Annotated in this window: 16 protein-coding genes; 15 read left to right on the forward strand and 1 reads right to left on the reverse strand. The window is 55.8% G+C overall.

Annotated features, from left to right (window positions below):
• Positions 1-160: 160 nt before the first annotated feature.
• Positions 161-955 (reverse strand): type I methionyl aminopeptidase, encoded by a 795-nt coding sequence (map, locus tag H7K56_RS14765; RefSeq protein WP_021507491.1) that lies wholly within the window; start codon positions 953-955, stop codon positions 161-163.
• Between the two features lie 317 nt (positions 956-1,272).
• Here map and rpsB point away from each other — a divergent pair, with 317 nt between their 5' ends.
• From rpsB to rnhB, 15 genes are all read left to right on the forward strand, one after another.
• Positions 1,273-1,992, forward strand: coding sequence for a 30S ribosomal protein S2 (gene rpsB / locus H7K56_RS14770; RefSeq protein ID WP_031279692.1), 720 nt, complete (start codon positions 1,273-1,275; stop codon positions 1,990-1,992).
• Positions 1,993-2,172: 180 nt separating this feature from the next.
• Positions 2,173-3,024: a translation elongation factor Ts gene (gene tsf / locus H7K56_RS14775; RefSeq protein WP_150360721.1), complete on the forward strand. Its 852-nt coding sequence runs from the start codon at positions 2,173-2,175 to the stop codon at positions 3,022-3,024.
• Between the two features lie 153 nt (positions 3,025-3,177).
• Positions 3,178-3,903, forward strand: coding sequence for a UMP kinase (pyrH, locus tag H7K56_RS14780; protein WP_010616191.1), 726 nt, complete (start codon positions 3,178-3,180; stop codon positions 3,901-3,903).
• A 148-nt stretch (positions 3,904-4,051) separates the two neighbouring features.
• The gene (gene frr, locus H7K56_RS14785) at positions 4,052-4,609 is read left to right on the forward strand and encodes a ribosome recycling factor (protein WP_021507488.1); all 558 of its coding nucleotides are present in this window, start codon (positions 4,052-4,054) and stop codon (positions 4,607-4,609) included.
• A 115-nt stretch (positions 4,610-4,724) separates the two neighbouring features.
• A complete protein-coding gene (gene ispC / locus H7K56_RS14790; RefSeq protein WP_058774798.1) occupies positions 4,725-5,927 on the forward strand; it encodes a 1-deoxy-D-xylulose-5-phosphate reductoisomerase in 1,203 nt (400 codons plus the stop codon).
• A 165-nt stretch (positions 5,928-6,092) separates the two neighbouring features.
• Positions 6,093-6,845 carry a (2E,6E)-farnesyl-diphosphate-specific ditrans,polycis-undecaprenyl-diphosphate synthase gene (gene ispU / locus H7K56_RS14795; RefSeq protein WP_058759529.1) on the forward strand — a complete coding sequence of 251 codons (753 nt, stop codon included), beginning with the start codon at positions 6,093-6,095 and terminating at the stop codon, positions 6,843-6,845.
• Between the two features lie 18 nt (positions 6,846-6,863).
• Positions 6,864-7,721 carry a phosphatidate cytidylyltransferase gene (gene cdsA / locus H7K56_RS14800; protein ID WP_010616187.1) on the forward strand — a complete coding sequence of 286 codons (858 nt, stop codon included), beginning with the start codon at positions 6,864-6,866 and terminating at the stop codon, positions 7,719-7,721.
• A 12-nt stretch (positions 7,722-7,733) separates the two neighbouring features.
• Positions 7,734-9,083: a sigma E protease regulator RseP gene (gene rseP / locus H7K56_RS14805; protein WP_058759530.1), complete on the forward strand. Its 1,350-nt coding sequence runs from the start codon at positions 7,734-7,736 to the stop codon at positions 9,081-9,083.
• 51 nt (positions 9,084-9,134) lie between these two features.
• Positions 9,135-11,546 carry an outer membrane protein assembly factor BamA gene (bamA, locus tag H7K56_RS14810; protein ID WP_021507483.1) on the forward strand — a complete coding sequence of 804 codons (2,412 nt, stop codon included), beginning with the start codon at positions 9,135-9,137 and terminating at the stop codon, positions 11,544-11,546.
• Between the two features lie 113 nt (positions 11,547-11,659).
• The gene (skp, locus tag H7K56_RS14815; RefSeq protein ID WP_021507482.1) at positions 11,660-12,157 is read left to right on the forward strand and encodes a molecular chaperone Skp; all 498 of its coding nucleotides are present in this window, start codon (positions 11,660-11,662) and stop codon (positions 12,155-12,157) included.
• Between the two features lie 3 nt (positions 12,158-12,160).
• Entirely contained in the window at positions 12,161-13,186 is a 1,026-nt protein-coding gene (gene lpxD, locus H7K56_RS14820) for a UDP-3-O-(3-hydroxymyristoyl)glucosamine N-acyltransferase (protein WP_150360722.1), read from the forward strand.
• 194 nt (positions 13,187-13,380) lie between these two features.
• Entirely contained in the window at positions 13,381-13,836 is a 456-nt protein-coding gene (gene fabZ / locus H7K56_RS14825) for a 3-hydroxyacyl-ACP dehydratase FabZ (RefSeq protein ID WP_013507953.1), read from the forward strand.
• Between the two features lie 3 nt (positions 13,837-13,839).
• The gene (gene lpxA, locus H7K56_RS14830) at positions 13,840-14,628 is read left to right on the forward strand and encodes an acyl-ACP--UDP-N-acetylglucosamine O-acyltransferase (RefSeq protein WP_021507480.1); all 789 of its coding nucleotides are present in this window, start codon (positions 13,840-13,842) and stop codon (positions 14,626-14,628) included.
• A gap of 3 nt (positions 14,629-14,631) precedes the next feature.
• Positions 14,632-15,780 (forward strand): lipid-A-disaccharide synthase, encoded by a 1,149-nt coding sequence (lpxB, locus tag H7K56_RS14835; RefSeq protein WP_058759532.1) that lies wholly within the window; start codon positions 14,632-14,634, stop codon positions 15,778-15,780.
• Positions 15,773-16,399, forward strand: coding sequence for a ribonuclease HII (gene rnhB, locus H7K56_RS14840; protein WP_058759533.1), 627 nt, complete (start codon positions 15,773-15,775; stop codon positions 16,397-16,399). The genes lpxB and rnhB overlap by 8 nt, the downstream gene beginning before the upstream one ends.
• Positions 16,400-16,403 lie beyond the last annotated feature (4 nt).

Consider the following 16,403-nt stretch of genomic DNA (forward strand, 5'->3'; position numbering starts at 1 on the left):
CGCCGTGATGCCGTTCAGTTAGTCACCGTCCGTGACACCACCGCAGTAGCGGCGCGGGTTAACGCGCAACTGATGGCGCCGCTACGGGAGGTGCAGGGATGGGTGAACCTAAACTGACAGGCGTTCGTTTTGAGTCGGCCTGTTATCCTGATGACGAGCGTTACGCGTTGTTTTCCAGCACCGCTGGAATAGTGTCGTCGGCGCGCAGCGTCAGGATTTCACAGCCGTTTTCCGTCACCACAATAGTATGCTCATACTGTGCGGACAAGCTGCGATCTTTGGTTTTCACCGTCCAGCCATCTTTCATGGTGCGGATGCGATAATCACCGGCGTTTACCATCGGTTCGACGGTAAATGTCATGCCAGCCTGCAGCACCACGCCGCTGTCGTCGGCATCGTAATGCAGCACCTGCGGCTCTTCATGGAAGCCTTTACCGATGCCGTGTCCGCAATACTCGCGGACCACGGAAAAATCCTGTGCTTCCACGTATTTCTGAATCGCCCGGCCCAGTTCACGCAGGCGAATGCCCGGCTTCACCAGACGCAGCGCAATGTACAGGCTCTCCTGCGTAACCCGGCACAGGCGCTCGCCCTGAATCGTCGGTTTGCCGACGATGAACATCTTTGACGTATCACCATGGTATTCATCTTTGATCACCGTGACGTCGACGTTAACGATATCCCCGTCTTTCAGCACGCGATCGTCGCTGGGAATACCGTGACATACCACTTCGTTGACCGAAATACACACTGATTTCGGGAAACCGTGGTAGCCGAGACAGGCTGAAATGGCCTGCTGCTTTTCGGTGATGTGCTGGTGGCACAGACGGTCAAGCTCGCCGGTGGTGACGCCTGGCACGACGTGTGGAGCAATCATCTCCAGCACTTCGGCAGCCAGACGGCCCGCCACGCGCATTTTTTCGATTTCTTCTGGGGTTTTGATTGAAATGGCCATTAAATAATCCGCAATCGCCGCAATTTTCGACAATAATGAGTTCTGTGGCAGTCATGTTAGCAGTCAGCAAATGGGCTGCCAAATCGGGATTATACCCTGCCGCTCATGCTAACAACTGTTGGCGTATTCCTGCGCATTGTGGTATAAAGCGCGCCGACGATTCTCTGTCACCTCGTATGAGAGGGCAGGAAACGCATAAATCTCATTATGTGTACTAAAACACACATGTATCGACACGTACGCCGGGGTGCCTCGTAAGAGGTCGGTTGTATGGGATACATGGAGGCCCAACCCCAAACAAACTTTTAGAGGTAATCATGGCAACTGTTTCCATGCGCGACATGCTCAAGGCTGGTGTTCACTTCGGTCACCAGACCCGTTACTGGAACCCAAAAATGAAGCCATTCATTTTTGGTGCGCGTAACAAAGTTCACATCATCAACCTTGAGAAAACCGTACCAATGTTCAACGAAGCCCTGGCTGAGCTGAACAAGATCTCTTCCCGTAAAGGTAAGATTCTGTTTGTTGGTACCAAGCGCGCTGCTGCCGAAGCGGTAAAAGAGTCTGCACTGAGCTGCGACCAGTTCTTCGTTAACCACCGCTGGCTGGGTGGTATGCTGACCAACTGGAAAACCGTTCGTCAGTCAATCAAACGCCTGAAAGATCTGGAAACTCAGTCTCAGGACGGTACTTTCGACAAACTGACCAAGAAAGAAGCACTGATGCGTGCTCGTGAGCTGGCCAAGCTGGAAAACAGCCTGGGCGGTATCAAAGATATGGGCGGTCTGCCGGATGCACTGTTCGTTGTTGACGCTGACCACGAACACATCGCAATCAAAGAAGCAAACAACCTGGGTATCCCGGTATTTGCTATCGTTGATACTAACTCTGATCCAGACGGCGTTGATTTCGTTATCCCAGGTAACGACGATGCGATCCGTGCTGTAAGCCTGTACCTGACTGCCGTTGCCACTACCGTGCGCGAAGGCCGTTCACAGGACCTGGCTGAGCAGGCTGAAGAAGCTGCTGAAGCTTAATAAGGTTCGCTCTTTCTGAGAGCCCTTAGACATCAGATGTGATCTGTTAAGGGGCCGTGAAGGCCCCTTTATTTATCTCACTTAGTCACGCACCCTGTTCGGGCTGGCGGGGCAAGTAAATTTTCCGCAACAAGTTTCTGACAGTGTGAAAGCACTGCGAGACGAATCGAGGATTCTGGAATGGCTGAAATTACCGCTGCACTGGTAAAAGAACTGCGCGAGCGTACTGGCGCAGGCATGATGGACTGCAAAAAAGCGCTGACCGAAGCGAACGGCGACATTGAGCTGGCGATCGAGAACATGCGTAAGTCTGGTGCGATCAAAGCTGCTAAGAAAGCAGGCAACGTGGCTGCTGACGGCGTGATCAAAACCAAAATCGCTGACGGCTATGGCGTGATTCTGGAAGTGAACTGCCAGACTGACTTCGTGGCAAAAGATGCCGGTTTCCAGGCCTTTGCTGACAAAGTGCTGGACGCTGCTGCTGCCGGTAAAGTGACTGATGTGGAAGTTCTGAAAGCGCAGTTCGAAGAAGAGCGCGTGGCACTGGTTGCGAAAATCGGTGAGAACATCAACATCCGTCGTGTTGCTGTCCTCGAAGGTGCTGAGCTGAACGGCTATCTGCACGGCGCACGTATCGGCGTACTGGTTTCTACCACCGGCGCTGATGAAGAGCTGAGCAAGCAGATTGCTATGCACGTTGCTGCCAGCAAGCCAGAGTTCGTGAAGCCAGAAGACGTTTCTGCTGACGTGGTTGAGAAAGAGTACCAGGTTCAGCTGGACATCGCGATGCAGTCTGGCAAGCCAAAAGAGATTGCTGAGAAGATGGTTGAAGGCCGCATGAAGAAATTCACCGGCGAAGTCTCTCTGACCGGTCAGGCTTTCGTTATCGATCCGAGCAAAACTGTTGGCCAGGCGCTGAAAGAGAAAGGCGCTGACGTGATCAACTTCATCCGCTTCGAAGTGGGCGAAGGCATTGAGAAAGTCGAATCTGACTTTGCAGCCGAAGTTGCTGCCATGTCCAAACAGTCTTAATGGTTTGCAGGAACCGCCGAGAGGCGGTTCTTTTTTGTCTGCGTTTTGGCGCAGCAATTTTCAGTCTCATCCCAATAGCTTTTCTCACGCGCTAAGCGGATGATCGATCAGATTTAACTTCTCATTCATCTTATCTTCCAGGAAGAATTGACCATGGCGACCAACGCAAAACCTGTATATCAACGTATCTTACTGAAACTGAGCGGCGAAGCACTGCAGGGTGCCGAAGGTTTTGGTATCGACGCGAGCGTGCTTGACCGTATGGCGCAAGAGGTGAAAGAGCTGGTTGAGCTGGGCATTCAGGTGGGTGTGGTAATTGGTGGCGGTAACCTGTTCCGTGGCGCGGGTCTGGCGCAGGCAGGCATGAACCGCGTGGTCGGCGACCACATGGGGATGCTGGCGACCGTGATGAACGGCCTGGCAATGCGTGACGCACTGCATCGTGCGTACGTTAACGCGCGCCTGATGTCGGCGATTCCGCTGAACGGCGTGTGTGATAACTACAGCTGGGCAGAAGCCATCAGCCTGCTGCGCAATAACCGCGTGGTGATCTTCTCTGCCGGTACCGGCAACCCGTTCTTTACCACCGACTCAGCGGCCTGCCTGCGCGGCATCGAAATCGAAGCGGACGTGGTACTGAAAGCCACCAAGGTCGACGGCGTCTACTCAGCCGACCCGGTGAAAAATCCGGATGCCACGCTGTACGAACAGCTGACCTACGGTGAAGTGCTGGAAAAAGAGCTGAAAGTGATGGATCTGGCCGCCTTTACGCTGGCGCGCGACCATCAACTGCCGATCCGCGTCTTCAATATGAACAAGCCTGGCGCGCTGCGTCGCGTGGTGATGGGTGAAAAAGAAGGCACCCTGATTACGCATTAATACCCGACGCAGGATAAAATAAGGTATATTCTGTTGGCGCGCTGCACTGCTGTCGCGCAGCATTCAGGATGATCGATGTTTATCGATACCGTTTCCGTTCCGCTGCGTCCGGAAGTGGCCAGGTCAAACCGAATCCAAGGGTTTCAACGTGATTAACGATATTAAAAAAGATGCTGAAACGCGCATGGACAAATGCGTGGAAGCATTCAAAAACACCATCAGCAAAGTGCGCACCGGTCGTGCTTCGCCTTCACTGCTCGACGGCATCGTTGTGGAATATTACGGTACGCCAACGCCGCTGCGTCAGCTGGCCAGCGTCACCGTTGAAGATTCACGCACGCTGAAAATCAACGTGTTCGATCGCTCAATGGGTCCGGCAGTCGAGAAAGCCATCATGGCTTCTGACCTCGGCCTCAACCCAAGCTCAGCCGGTAGCGACATTCGTGTTCCACTGCCTGCGCTGACCGAAGAGCGTCGTAAAGATCTGATCAAGGTTGTGCGTGGCGAAGCCGAGCAGGGCCGTGTTTCCGTGCGCAACGTGCGCCGTGACGCGAACGACAAGATCAAGGCGCTGCTGAAAGACAAAGAGATCAGCGAAGACGACGAACGTCGCTCGCAGGACGAGATCCAGAAAATGACCGACGTTCGCATCAAGCACGTTGATGCGGCGCTGGCCGAGAAAGAGAAGGAACTGATGGAATTCTGATTCCGTCATTTGCCTGACAAAACGCCGTTCAGAGACGTAGTACGACTCTGGCGGCGTTTTACATTGTGCCCGGCGTACGCGCGGGCGCGCACCACGACTTCACAGGGACAGCACCATGAAGCGATTAACTCTGCTGGGTTCGACCGGCTCAATTGGTACCAGCACGCTGGCGGTAGTGGCGGCGCATCCTGAACGCTATCAGGTGACTGCGCTGGTGGCAGGTCAAAATGTGGCGCTGATGGCCGAACAGTGTCAGCAATTTAAACCGCGCTACGCGGCGATGTCCGACGACGCTTCCGCTGCGGCGCTGCGTGAACGACTGAAAGCACTCAACATCGATACGGAAGTGCTCTCCGGCGTTCAGGCCGCCTGCGAACTGGCCGCACTGGATGAGGTCGATCAGGTAATGGCCGCCATTGTGGGCGCTTCCGGCTTACAACCGACGCTGGCCGCCATTCGCGCCGGCAAAACCGTCCTGCTTGCCAATAAAGAATCGCTTGTCACATGCGGCCGTTTGTTTATGGAGGCGGTACGCCAGCATCAGGCGCAGCTGCTGCCGGTCGACAGCGAGCACAACGCCATTTTTCAGAGTTTGCCCGCTTCCATACAGCATCAGTTGGGGTACGCTGATCTGCGGGAGAATGGCATCGAGTCGATTCTCCTTACGGGATCGGGTGGCCCTTTTCGTGACACGCCATTAGCCGAGCTGGCCGCTATGTCGCCAGATCAGGCCTGTGCGCATCCGAACTGGTCAATGGGGCGTAAAATCTCCGTTGATTCGGCCACCATGATGAATAAAGGTCTTGAATACATTGAAGCCCGCTGGCTGTTCAACGCCACCGACGCACAAATGGAGGTCATCCTGCATCCGCAGTCGGTGATTCACTCCATGGTGCGATACTGCGACGGTAGCGTGCTGGCACAGCTGGGTTCACCCGATATGCGCACGCCAATCGCCCACAGCATGGCCTGGCCGGCACGTATTACCGCAGGCGTAACGCCGCTTGATTTCACCCGAATGAAGGCGCTGACGTTTGCTGAGCCGGACTACGCACGCTATCCCTGCCTGAAGCTGGCAATCGATGCATGCGCAACCGGACAGGCGGCCACCACCACGCTGAACGCAGCCAATGAAGTCGCGGTAGCGGCATTTCTGCAGCATCAGATTCGCTTTACCGATATCGCGGCCATCAACAGTGAAGTGCTGGCAACCCTGCAGTGTCAGGAGCCGGGCAGCGTGGATGACGTGATGGAGATTGATCGGATTGCACGCGTGCGGGCCACGGCGTTGCTGCCGCGCTTTCGTTTAGCCGGTTGATAGTGGCGCTATTTGTTCGCTCAGGGTGAAAATGGTATAGTCGCTCGCTCGCGTTTTACGGCCCGACATTGTTTCGATGTCATCCGGTGAAGTTTCCGGCGTTTGCCGCAGGCGCAATGTATTCAGAAACCACAGCATTTCTGATGAAAGGAATTATTACGCGTTATGTCGTCCAACAATCACAATACAATCGATGACGGGTCGTACTGCACGCCACGTCACGTGGCCATCATTATGGATGGTAATGGTCGCTGGGCAAAAAATCAGGGCAAACTGCGTATTTCAGGCCACAAAGCCGGGGTAAAATCAGTACGCCGGGCCGTCAGCTTTGCGGTCAGCAACAAGCTGGAAGCGCTCACGCTCTATGCGTTCAGCAGTGAAAACTGGAGCCGACCGGTACAGGAAGTGACGGCCTTAATGGAATTGTTTGTCTGGGCGCTCGACAGCGAAGTCAAAAGCCTGCACAAGCACAATGTGCGTCTGCGCATTATTGGTGATATCAGCCGTTTCAATAACCGCATTCAGGAACGCATTCGCCGCGCCGAGGAACTGACTCAGCAAAATGATGGACTCACCCTCAACATTGCTGCCAACTATGGCGGCCGTTGGGATATTATCCAGGGTGTAAAAAAACTGGCTGAACAGGTTCAGGAAGGACTGCTACGTCCTGACCAGATAACTGAAGAAAGTCTGGCTCCGCATCTGTGTATGCAGGAGCTGGCGCCGGTGGATTTAGTGATAAGGACCGGGGGAGAGCATCGGATCAGCAACTTCCTGCTGTGGCAGATCGCCTATGCTGAGTTTTGGTTTACCGATGTTCTCTGGCCTGATTTTGATGAACACGTTTTTGAAGGTGCACTGAATGCATTCTCTCTGCGGGAGCGACGCTATGGCGGCGCTGCACCAGGCGGCGCCTGAGCAACCTGGGGGTAACCTTTGCTGAAGTCTCGTCTGATCACCGCGTTTATTCTGATTCCGCTGGTGATCGCTGCTCTGTTTTGGTTGCCGCTGTCCGGTTTTGCGATTACCACCATCATCATCTGCATGCTTGCCGCCTGGGAGTGGGGGCAGCTGGCGGGGATGGCAACGCGTCAGCAGCGTATCTGGCTGGCGGTGCTATGCGGCCTGCTGCTGGCGGTGATGCTGTTCACCCTGCAACCCTATCAACGTAATCTGCACCAGTTCCAGATGGAGAGCTCGCTCTGGGCCTCGCTGGGCTGGTGGATTGTCGCGCTGTTTCTCGTGCTGTTTTATCCGGCCTCCGCTGCGCTGTGGCGCGCATCGCGTCCGCTGCGCCTGCTGTTTGGCGTGCTGACCGTGGTGCCGTTCTTCTGGGGCATGATGGCGCTGCGCCAGTATCACTATGACACCGACCATTTCGCCGGCGCCTGGTGGCTGCTGTTTGTGATGTTCCTCGTCTGGGGCGCGGATTCCGGTGCTTACATGTTTGGTCGTCTGTTCGGCAAGCATAAGCTGGCGCCGAAAGTCTCGCCGGGCAAAACCTGGGAAGGCTTCTTTGGCGGACTGCTGTCATCGGCGATTATCGCCTGGCTGTTTGCGCTGCTGGCCCCGCTGTCGGTGGCGCCGGGCACGCTGATTATCTGCGCCGTGATTGCCACGCTGGCCTCCGTGCTGGGCGATCTCACGGAAAGTATGTTCAAACGTGAAGCCGGTATCAAAGACAGCGGTAACCTGATTCCGGGGCACGGTGGTATCCTCGATCGCATTGATAGCCTGACAGCCGCGGTGCCGGTATTTGCCTGCCTGCTGCTGCTGGTGTTCCGCACCCTCTGAGGATAAGCGACGATGTTGAGCATACTCTGGAGTTTTGTCGCCTTTATCGTGGCGCTCGGCGTGCTGATTACGGTGCACGAGTTCGGCCACTTCTGGGTGGCGCGTCGCTGCGGTGTCAAAGTAGAACGCTTCTCGATCGGTTTCGGCAAAGCCCTGTGGCGTCGCACTGACCGCCAGGGCACGGAATACGTGATCGCGCTGATTCCGCTCGGTGGCTACGTCAAAATGCTCGACGAGCGCGTAGAGAGCGTGCCCGCTGAGCTGCGTCATCAGGCCTTCAACAATAAAACCGTGCTGCAGCGTGCCTCAATCATTGCCGCCGGTCCCATCGCCAATTTCATCTTTGCCGTATTTGCCTACTGGGTGGTGTTCATCCATGGTGTGCCGGGTGTTCGCCCGGTAGTCGGCGAAATTATGAGCGGTTCCGTCGCGGCAGAAGCGCAAATTACCTCCGGCATGGAACTTAAAGCGGTTGACGGTATCGAAACGCCTGACTGGGATGCTGTGCGCCTGGCGCTGATTGGTAAAATCGGCGACAGCAGTGCCACGCTGACCGTGTCACAGTTTGGTCAGCAGGCGACGCAGCAGAAGCAGCTCAATCTGCGTGACTGGCAATTTGAACCGGACAAACAGGACCCGGTGGTCGCTTTAGGTATTCGACCGCGCGGGCCGCAAATCGAAACCACGCTGGCAGAAGTGCAGGCGCGTTCACCGGCAAGTGCTGCCGGTTTGCAAGCCGGCGACAGGATCGTTAAAGTCGATGGTCAGCCATTAACGCAATGGCAGGTTTTTGCGGCTCAGGTTCGGGATAATCCCGGCAAAAACATGGCGCTGGAGGTTGAGCGTAACGGTGAACCGTTAACGCTGACGCTAACGCCGGAAGCGAAACCGGGCAACGCAGCGGAAGGTTTTGCCGGGGTGATCCCGCGTGTTATCCCGCTGCCGGATGAGTACAAAACGGTAAAACAGTACGGACCTTTCGCCGCGATTGGTGAAGCCGGTGTCAAAACCTGGCAACTGATGAAGCTGACGGTTTCGATGCTGGGCAAGTTGATAACCGGGGACGTCAAGCTGAATAACCTGAGCGGGCCAATTTCGATTGCGCAGGGTGCCGGATTATCAGCTGAATATGGGGTGATTTATTACCTGATGTTCCTCGCGCTGATTAGCGTCAACTTAGGGATCATCAATCTGTTCCCTCTGCCGGTTTTAGATGGTGGACATCTGCTCTTTCTGGCGATCGAAAAGATCAAAGGTGGACCGGTGTCCGAGCGAGTTCAGGACTTCAGTTATCGCATCGGCTCAATTTTGCTGGTGCTTTTAATGGGGCTTGCACTTTTCAATGATTTCTCTCGCCTGTAATCGCTGGAACGCAGACAGGCGCGGGATGTGTTAGGAAAACGCATAACAACGATGGCGATGAAAAAGTTGCTCATAGCGTCGCTGCTGTTTAGCAGCGCCACCGTTTACGGTGCAGACGATTTCGTAGTGAAGGACATTCATTTCGAAGGTCTACAGCGAGTCGCCGTCGGCGCGGCTCTGCTCAGCATGCCGGTACGCGTCGGTGATACGGTGAATGATGATGACATCAGAAACACCATTCGCTCACTGTTCGCTACCGGTAACTTTGAAGATGTCCAGGTTCTGCGTGACGGCACCACCCTGATTGTTCAGGTGAAGGAACGTCCGACCATTGCCAGCATCACCTTCTCCGGTAACAAAGCGGTGAAAGAGGATCAGCTGAAGGAGAACCTTGAGGCCTCCGGTGTGCGCGTCGGCGAAGCGCTTGACCGCACCACGCTCTCTTCCATCGAGAAGGGGCTGGAGGACTTTTACTACAGCGTCGGTAAATATACCGCCAGCGTCAAAGCCATCGCGACGCCGCTGCCGCGTAACCGTGTCGATCTGAAATTCGTCTTCCAGGAAGGCGTCTCGGCCAAGATCCAGCAGATCAACATTGTCGGCAACAAAGCGTTCAGCTCAGACGAACTGATCTCCCGCTTCCAGCTGCGCGATGAAGTGCCGTGGTGGAACGTGGTGGGCGATCGTAAATACCAGAAACAGAAACTGGCGGGCGATCTCGAAACCCTGCGCAGCTTCTATCTGGATCGCGGTTATGCGCGTTTCAATATTGATTCCACGCAGGTGAGCCTGACGCCGGACAAGAAAGGCATCTACATCACCGTCAACATCACTGAAGGCGATCAGTACAAGATTGCCGGCGTGATCGTCAACGGCAGCATGGCGGGCCACTCGGCGGAAATTGAGCACCTGACGCAGATTCCTAACGGTGAGCTGTATAACGGCACCAAAGTCACCCAGATGGAAGATGACATCAAGAAGCTGCTGGGCCGTTATGGCTACGCCTATCCACGTGTGGTGACGCAGCCGGAAATCAACGATGCGGATAAAACCGTTAAGCTGCACATCAACGTTGATGCCGGTAACCGTTACTACGTGCGTAAAGTGCGTTTTGAAGGTAACGACACCTCGAAAGATGCCGTACTGCGCCGCGAAATGCGTCAGATGGAAGGCGCATGGCTGGGCAGCGACCTCGTCGATCAGGGCAAAGAGCGCCTGAACCGTACCGGTTACTTCGAAACCGTGGACGTTGATACCCAGCGCGTTCCGGGCTCGCCAGACCAGGTTGACGTGGTTTACAAAGTCAAAGAGCGTAACACCGGTACCTTCAACTTTGGTGTGGGTTACGGTACGGAGAGTGGCGTCAGCTTCCAGGTTGGCGTAACCCAGGAGAACTGGCTCGGCACCGGTAATACCGTCGGCATCAGCGGTACCAAGAACGACTACCAGACTTACGCAGAATTCTCACTCACCGATCCGTACTTCACGGTGGACGGTGTGAGCCTCGGCGGCCGCCTCTTCTACAACGACTTTAAAGCGGATGATGCTGACCTCTCCGACTACACCAACAAAAGTTACGGTGTGGACGGTACGCTCGGCTTCCCGGTTAACGAAAACAACACGCTGCGCGTTGGCTTAGGTTATGTGCACAACGACCTGTCCAACATGCGTCCGCAGGTGGCGATGTGGCGTTACCTTGACTCGGTGGGTCGTCATCAGGGGCTGAATGATGACGGTGATTTCTCTGCGGATGACTTCACCTTCAACTACGGCTGGACGTACAACACGCTCGATCGTGGTTTCTTCCCGACGCGCGGTAACCGTACCAACCTGAACGGTAAAGTGACCATTCCGGGTTCGGATAACTCGTTCTACAAAGCGACGCTGGACACCCAGCAGTACGTGCCGCTGAACCGTGATGGCACCTGGGTGGTGCTGGGTCGTGGCCGTGTTGGCTACGGTGACGGACTCGGTGGCAAAGAGATGCCGTTCTATGAGAACTTCTACGCCGGCGGTTCCAGCACCGTGCGTGGCTTCCAGTCCAACACCATTGGTCCGAAAGCCGCTTACCTGAACGATCGTTCGTCGAGCTGTAATCTGACCGATCCGGACGGCATCTGTAAGTCTGACGATGCGGTGGGCGGTAACGCCATGGCGATCGCCAGCCTTGAGCTGATTACGCCAACGCCGTTCCTGAGCGAGAAATATGCAAACTCAGTACGTACCTCGGTATTTATGGATGCCGGTACCGTCTGGGATACCAAGTGGCAGAACACCGCGGAAACCCGCGCGGCAGGCATTCCGGACTACAGCGACCCGAACAACATTCGCGTCTCTGCCGGTCTTGCGCTGCAGTGGATGTCGCCACTTGGACCACTGGTGTTCTCCTACGCACAGCCAGTGAAAAAAGTCGAGGGAGACAAAGCAGAACAGTTCCAGTTTAACATCGGTAAAACCTGGTAAGGTTCTGAGCACGGAAGCAGAGTCGTAGTACGGCATCGCGCCGGCGCCAGACGGGAGCCGGACGATGCCAACACTGTGTCGCTGACACAAACGTTGATGGTAAGGAGTTTATAGTGAAAAAGTTGTTGTGTGCCGCAGGTCTGGGTCTTGCTTTAGCGGTTTCCGCGGGCGTTCAGGCTGCTGACAAAATTGCAGTGGTAAACGTGTCCAGCATTTTCCAACAGTTACCGCAACGTGCGACCGTTGCTAAACAGCTGGAAAACGAATTCAAGGGCCGTGCCACTGAGCTGCAGAGCCAGGAGCGCGATCTGCAGACTAAAATGCAGAAACTGCAGCGTGATGGTTCAACCATGAAGGCCAGCGACCGCAGCCGCATGGAAAAAGACATCATGTCACAGCGCGAAGCATTCTCGACGAAAGCGCAGGCTTTCGATCAGGATAACCGCCGTCGTCAGATGGAAGAGCGTAACAAACTGCTGAGCCGTATTCAGGACGCAGTGAAGAAAGTGGCGGACAGCGAAGGGTATGACGTGGTAATCGACGCCAATGCCGTTGCCTATGCTTCTAACGCGAAAGACATTACTGCTGACGTGCTGAAACAGGTTAAATAATCGATGTCATCAATTCGACTGGCTGATTTAGCCCAGCAGTTGGATGCAGAATTGCACGGAGATGGCGATATCGCCATCTCCGGCATTGCTTCTATGCAATCCGCCACCCCTGGTCAAATCACTTTTCTTGCCAACAGCCGCTACCGCGAGCAGCTCGCACAGGTTCAGGCCTCAGCCGTGGTGCTGACGGAAGCGGATCTGGAGTGGTGTAAAACCGCCGCGCTGGTGGTGAAAAACCCTTACCTGACTTATGCCCGCATGGCACAACTGCTGGACACCACGCCGCAGCCCGCGCAAAATATCGCGCCCAGCGCCGTGATCGATCCGAGCGCGAAGCTGGGGAACAATGTCTCGGTGGGCGCTAACGCGGTCATCGAGTCCGGCGTTGAGCTGGGTGATGACGTGGTGATTGGCGCCGGCTGCTTTGTCGGCAAGCGCTCGCGCATTGGCCGTGGTTCCCGTCTGTGGGCCAACGTTACGGTTTATCATGAGATTCAGATTGGTCAGGATTGTCTGATTCAGTCTGGCACCGTGATTGGTGCCGATGGTTTCGGTTATGCTAACGACCGCGGCAACTGGGTGAAAATTCCTCAGCTGGGCACCGTGGTGATTGGCGATCGGGTAGAAATTGGTGCCTGTACCACGATTGATCGCGGTGCGCTGGATAACACTCTGATCGGCAATGGTGTTATCATAGACAACCAGTGTCAGATTGCGCACAACGTCGTGATTGGTGATAACACCGCGGTTGCCGGTGGTGTGATCATGGCGGGTAGTCTGAAGATTGGGCGTTACTGTATGATTGGCGGAGCCAGCGTCATTAACGGCCATATGGAAATCTGTGACAAAGTGACGGTAACCGGCATGGGCATGGTCATGCGTCCCATCACAGAGCCTGGGGTATACTCATCGGGTATCCCGCTGCAACCCAACAAAACCTGGCGTAAAACGGCAGCGCTGGTGATGAACATCGATGACATGAGCAAACGCTTAAAAGCCATCGAACGCAAGGTCGGCAAAGACGACTGAGTACATCCCGGCTCTACCCGCTTTCATAATAAAGCAGCGTACCTTCTTTCACCTCGGGGTTAACCAGAGTGCGGCAGCAGGTATCGTGGTAAGCGAAACGCCACTGAACTGATTTGCGGCCTGCGAAAGATCATTTTGATCGGTGCAGGCCGTGTTATTGTTGCCATCAGATTTTTTAGGACAGGAAGAGTATTTTGACAACTGAAACGCATACTCTGAAAATTGAAGAGATTTTAGAACTGCTGCCGCACCGCTACCCGTTTTTGCTGGTTGACCGCGTGCTGGAATTTGAAGAGCATAAATATCTGCGTGCGGTAAAGAACGTTTCTGTTAATGAACCGTTTTTCCAGGGACACTTCCCTGGTAAACCGATTTTCCCAGGCGTTCTGATCCTGGAAGCGATGGCGCAGGCGACCGGTATTCTGGCGTTTAAAAGCGTTGGAAAACTGGAACCAGGCGAGCTGTACTATTTCGCCGGTATCGACGAAGCCCGCTTCAAGCGTCCGGTAGTGCCGGGCGACCAGATGATCATGGAAGTCACCTTCGAGAAGACCCGCCGTGGCCTGACGCGCTTCAAAGGCGTGGCAACCGTAGACGGTAAGATTGTCTGTGAAGCGACCATGATGTGTGCCCGTAGCCGGGAGGCATAATTAGTGATTGATTCAACCGCCAGCATCCATCCAACGTCCATCATTGAAGAAGGTGCGGTGATCGGCGCCAACGTCCAAATCGGTCCGTTTTGTGTTGTCGGAGCGAACGTGGAAATTGGCGAAGGCACGGTGCTGAAATCGCACGTGGTGGTGAATGGCCACACGCGTATCGGTAAAGATAACCAGATCTACCAGTTCGTTTCGATTGGCGAAGTGAATCAGGATCTGAAATATGCCGGTGAACCGACCCGCGTTGAAGTCGGCGATCGCAACCGCATCCGCGAGAGCGTCACCATTCATCGTGGCACCACGCAGGGTGGCGGCCTGACCAAAGTCGGCAGCGACAACCTGCTGATGGTCAATGCGCACATTGCCCATGACTGCGTGATCGGCAATCGCTGTATTCTGGCCAACAACGTAACGCTGGGCGGCCACGTTACCGTGGATGATTTTGCCATCATCGGCGGCGTGACGGCGGTGCACCAGTGGTGCACCATTGGTGCCCACGTGATGGTAGGCGGTTGTTCCGGCGTCGCGCAGGACGTGCCGCCGTACGTGATTGCGCAGGGCAACCATGCCACGCCGTTCGGTGTCAATATCGAAGGCCTGAAGCGTCGTGGCTTCAGCAAAGAAGCACTGCACGCCATTCGTAACGCGTACAAGCTGCTGTACCGCAGCGGTAAAACGCTGGATGAAGTGAAGCCGGAGATTGAAGAACTGGCCAAACTTCATAGCGAAGTGCAGCCTTTCTACGACTTCTTTGCCCGTTCTACCCGTGGATTGATTCGTTAATTCATGTCAGTGCGTCCCTTAACGATTGCCCTGGTCGCCGGAGAAACCTCCGGCGATATTCTTGGTGCCGGATTGATTCGTGCGCTGAAAGCGCGCCATCCTGACGCGCGCTTCGTTGGCGTTGCCGGTCCGCTGATGCAGGCCGAAGGCTGCGAAGCCTGGTACGAGATGGAAGAGCTGGCGGTAATGGGCATCGTTGAGGTGCTTGGCCGCCTGCGCCGTTTGCTGCACATCCGCAAGGATTTAACCCAGCGCTTTACCGAGCTGCGGCCGGATGTCTTCGTCGGCATCGATGCCCCGGATTTCAACATCACGCTGGAAGGCAACCTCAAGCGTGCCGGCATTCGCACCATTCATTATGTCAGTCCCTCCGTGTGGGCCTGGCGACAAAAGCGCGTGTTCAAAATTGGCCGCAACACCGATCTGGTGCTGGCGTTTCTGCCTTTTGAAAAAGCGTTTTACGATCGCTACAACGTGCCGTGCCGCTTTATCGGGCACACCATGGCCGATGCGATGCCGCTGCAGCCGGACAAACTGGCCGCGCGGCGTGAATTAGGCATCGCTGACGATGCGCTGTGCCTTGGCCTGCTGCCGGGCAGCCGTGGCGCGGAAGTGGAGATGCTCAGCGCCGATTTCCTGCGCGCTGCACAGCTGCTGCGCCAGCGCTATCCGGCGCTGGAGATCGTGGTGCCGCTGGTTAACGCGAAGCGGCGCGCGCAGTTCGAGCAGATTAAAGCCAGCGTCGCGCCGGAATTGCCGATGCACCTGCTGGATGGCAAAGGGCGCCAGGCGATGATCGCCAGCGACGCGGCGATTCTGGCTTCCGGCACTGCAGCGCTGGAGTGCATGCTGGCGAAATGCCCGATGGTGGTGGGCTATCGTATGAAGCCGTTCACCTTCTGGCTGGCGAAGCGGCTGGTGAAAACCCCGTACGTTTCGCTGCCTAACCTGCTGGCCGGCCGTGAGCTGGTGCAGGAGCTGCTGCAGGAGGAGTGCCAGCCTGCAGCGTTAGCCGCGGCGCTGGAGCCGCTGCTGCATGCCGGTCCGGAGCGTGACGCGCTGCTGGCCACTTTCACCCAATTGCATCAGCAGATTCGCTGGAACGCCGACGAACAGGCGGCGGATGCGGTACTGGAGATTGCCAATGGCTGAATTTATCTATCCTGATGCCCGGCTGATTGCCGGCGTTGATGAAGTCGGACGTGGCCCGCTGGTCGGTGCCGTGGTGACCGCCGCCGTGATCCTCGATCCAGCGCGGCCGATTGCCGGCCTGGCGGATTCCAAAAAGCTGTCTGAAAAGCGCCGCCTTGCGCTGTTTGATGAAATCAAAGAGAAAGCGCTGGCGTGGAGCCTGGGCCGCGCTGAACCGGAAGAGATTGATCAGCTGAACATCCTGCACGCCACCATGCTGGCGATGCAGCGCGCGGTTGCCGGTCTGCATATTGCACCGGATTTTGTCCTGATTGATGGCAACCGCTGTCCGGCGCTGCCGATGCCGTCGCAGGCGGTGGTGAAGGGCGATAGTCTGGTGCGGGAAATCAGCGCCGCCTCGATCATCGCCAAAGTCACGCGCGACCGTGAAATGGCTGAGCTGGACCTGCTGTTTCCGCAGTACGGTTTCGCCCAGCACAAAGGCTATCCGACCGCGCTGCACATGGAAAAACTGACGCAGTTTGGTGCCACACCTCACCACCGCCGCAGCTTTGCGCCGGTGCGTAACGCCCTGATTGATGCTGATGTGCTGGCCGCGCGCCAGCCGACTACGCTTTAATAGC

Source organism: Pantoea dispersa (assembly GCF_014155765.1).
In the GTDB taxonomy this organism is placed as follows: domain Bacteria; phylum Pseudomonadota; class Gammaproteobacteria; order Enterobacterales; family Enterobacteriaceae; genus Pantoea; species Pantoea dispersa.

Bases quoted from the DNA above. Each gene is read 5' to 3' on its own strand.
- pyrH (WP_010616191.1), top strand. From the start codon at position 3,178: ATGGCGACCAACGCAAAACCTGTATATCAACGTATCTTACTGAAACTG.
- ispU (WP_058759529.1), top strand. From the start codon at position 6,093: ATGTCGTCCAACAATCACAATACAATCGATGACGGGTCGTACTGCACG.
- ispC (WP_058774798.1), top strand. From the start codon at position 4,725: ATGAAGCGATTAACTCTGCTGGGTTCGACCGGCTCAATTGGTACCAGC.
- rpsB (WP_031279692.1), top strand. From the start codon at position 1,273: ATGGCAACTGTTTCCATGCGCGACATGCTCAAGGCTGGTGTTCACTTC.
- lpxD (WP_150360722.1), top strand. From the start codon at position 12,161: ATGTCATCAATTCGACTGGCTGATTTAGCCCAGCAGTTGGATGCAGAA.
- bamA (WP_021507483.1), top strand. From the start codon at position 9,135: ATGGCGATGAAAAAGTTGCTCATAGCGTCGCTGCTGTTTAGCAGCGCC.
- lpxB (WP_058759532.1), top strand. From the start codon at position 14,632: ATGTCAGTGCGTCCCTTAACGATTGCCCTGGTCGCCGGAGAAACCTCC.
- map (WP_021507491.1), bottom strand. From the start codon at position 955: ATGGCCATTTCAATCAAAACCCCAGAAGAAATCGAAAAAATGCGCGTG.
- rnhB (WP_058759533.1), top strand. From the start codon at position 15,773: ATGGCTGAATTTATCTATCCTGATGCCCGGCTGATTGCCGGCGTTGAT.
- rseP (WP_058759530.1), top strand. From the start codon at position 7,734: ATGTTGAGCATACTCTGGAGTTTTGTCGCCTTTATCGTGGCGCTCGGC.
- tsf (WP_150360721.1), top strand. From the start codon at position 2,173: ATGGCTGAAATTACCGCTGCACTGGTAAAAGAACTGCGCGAGCGTACT.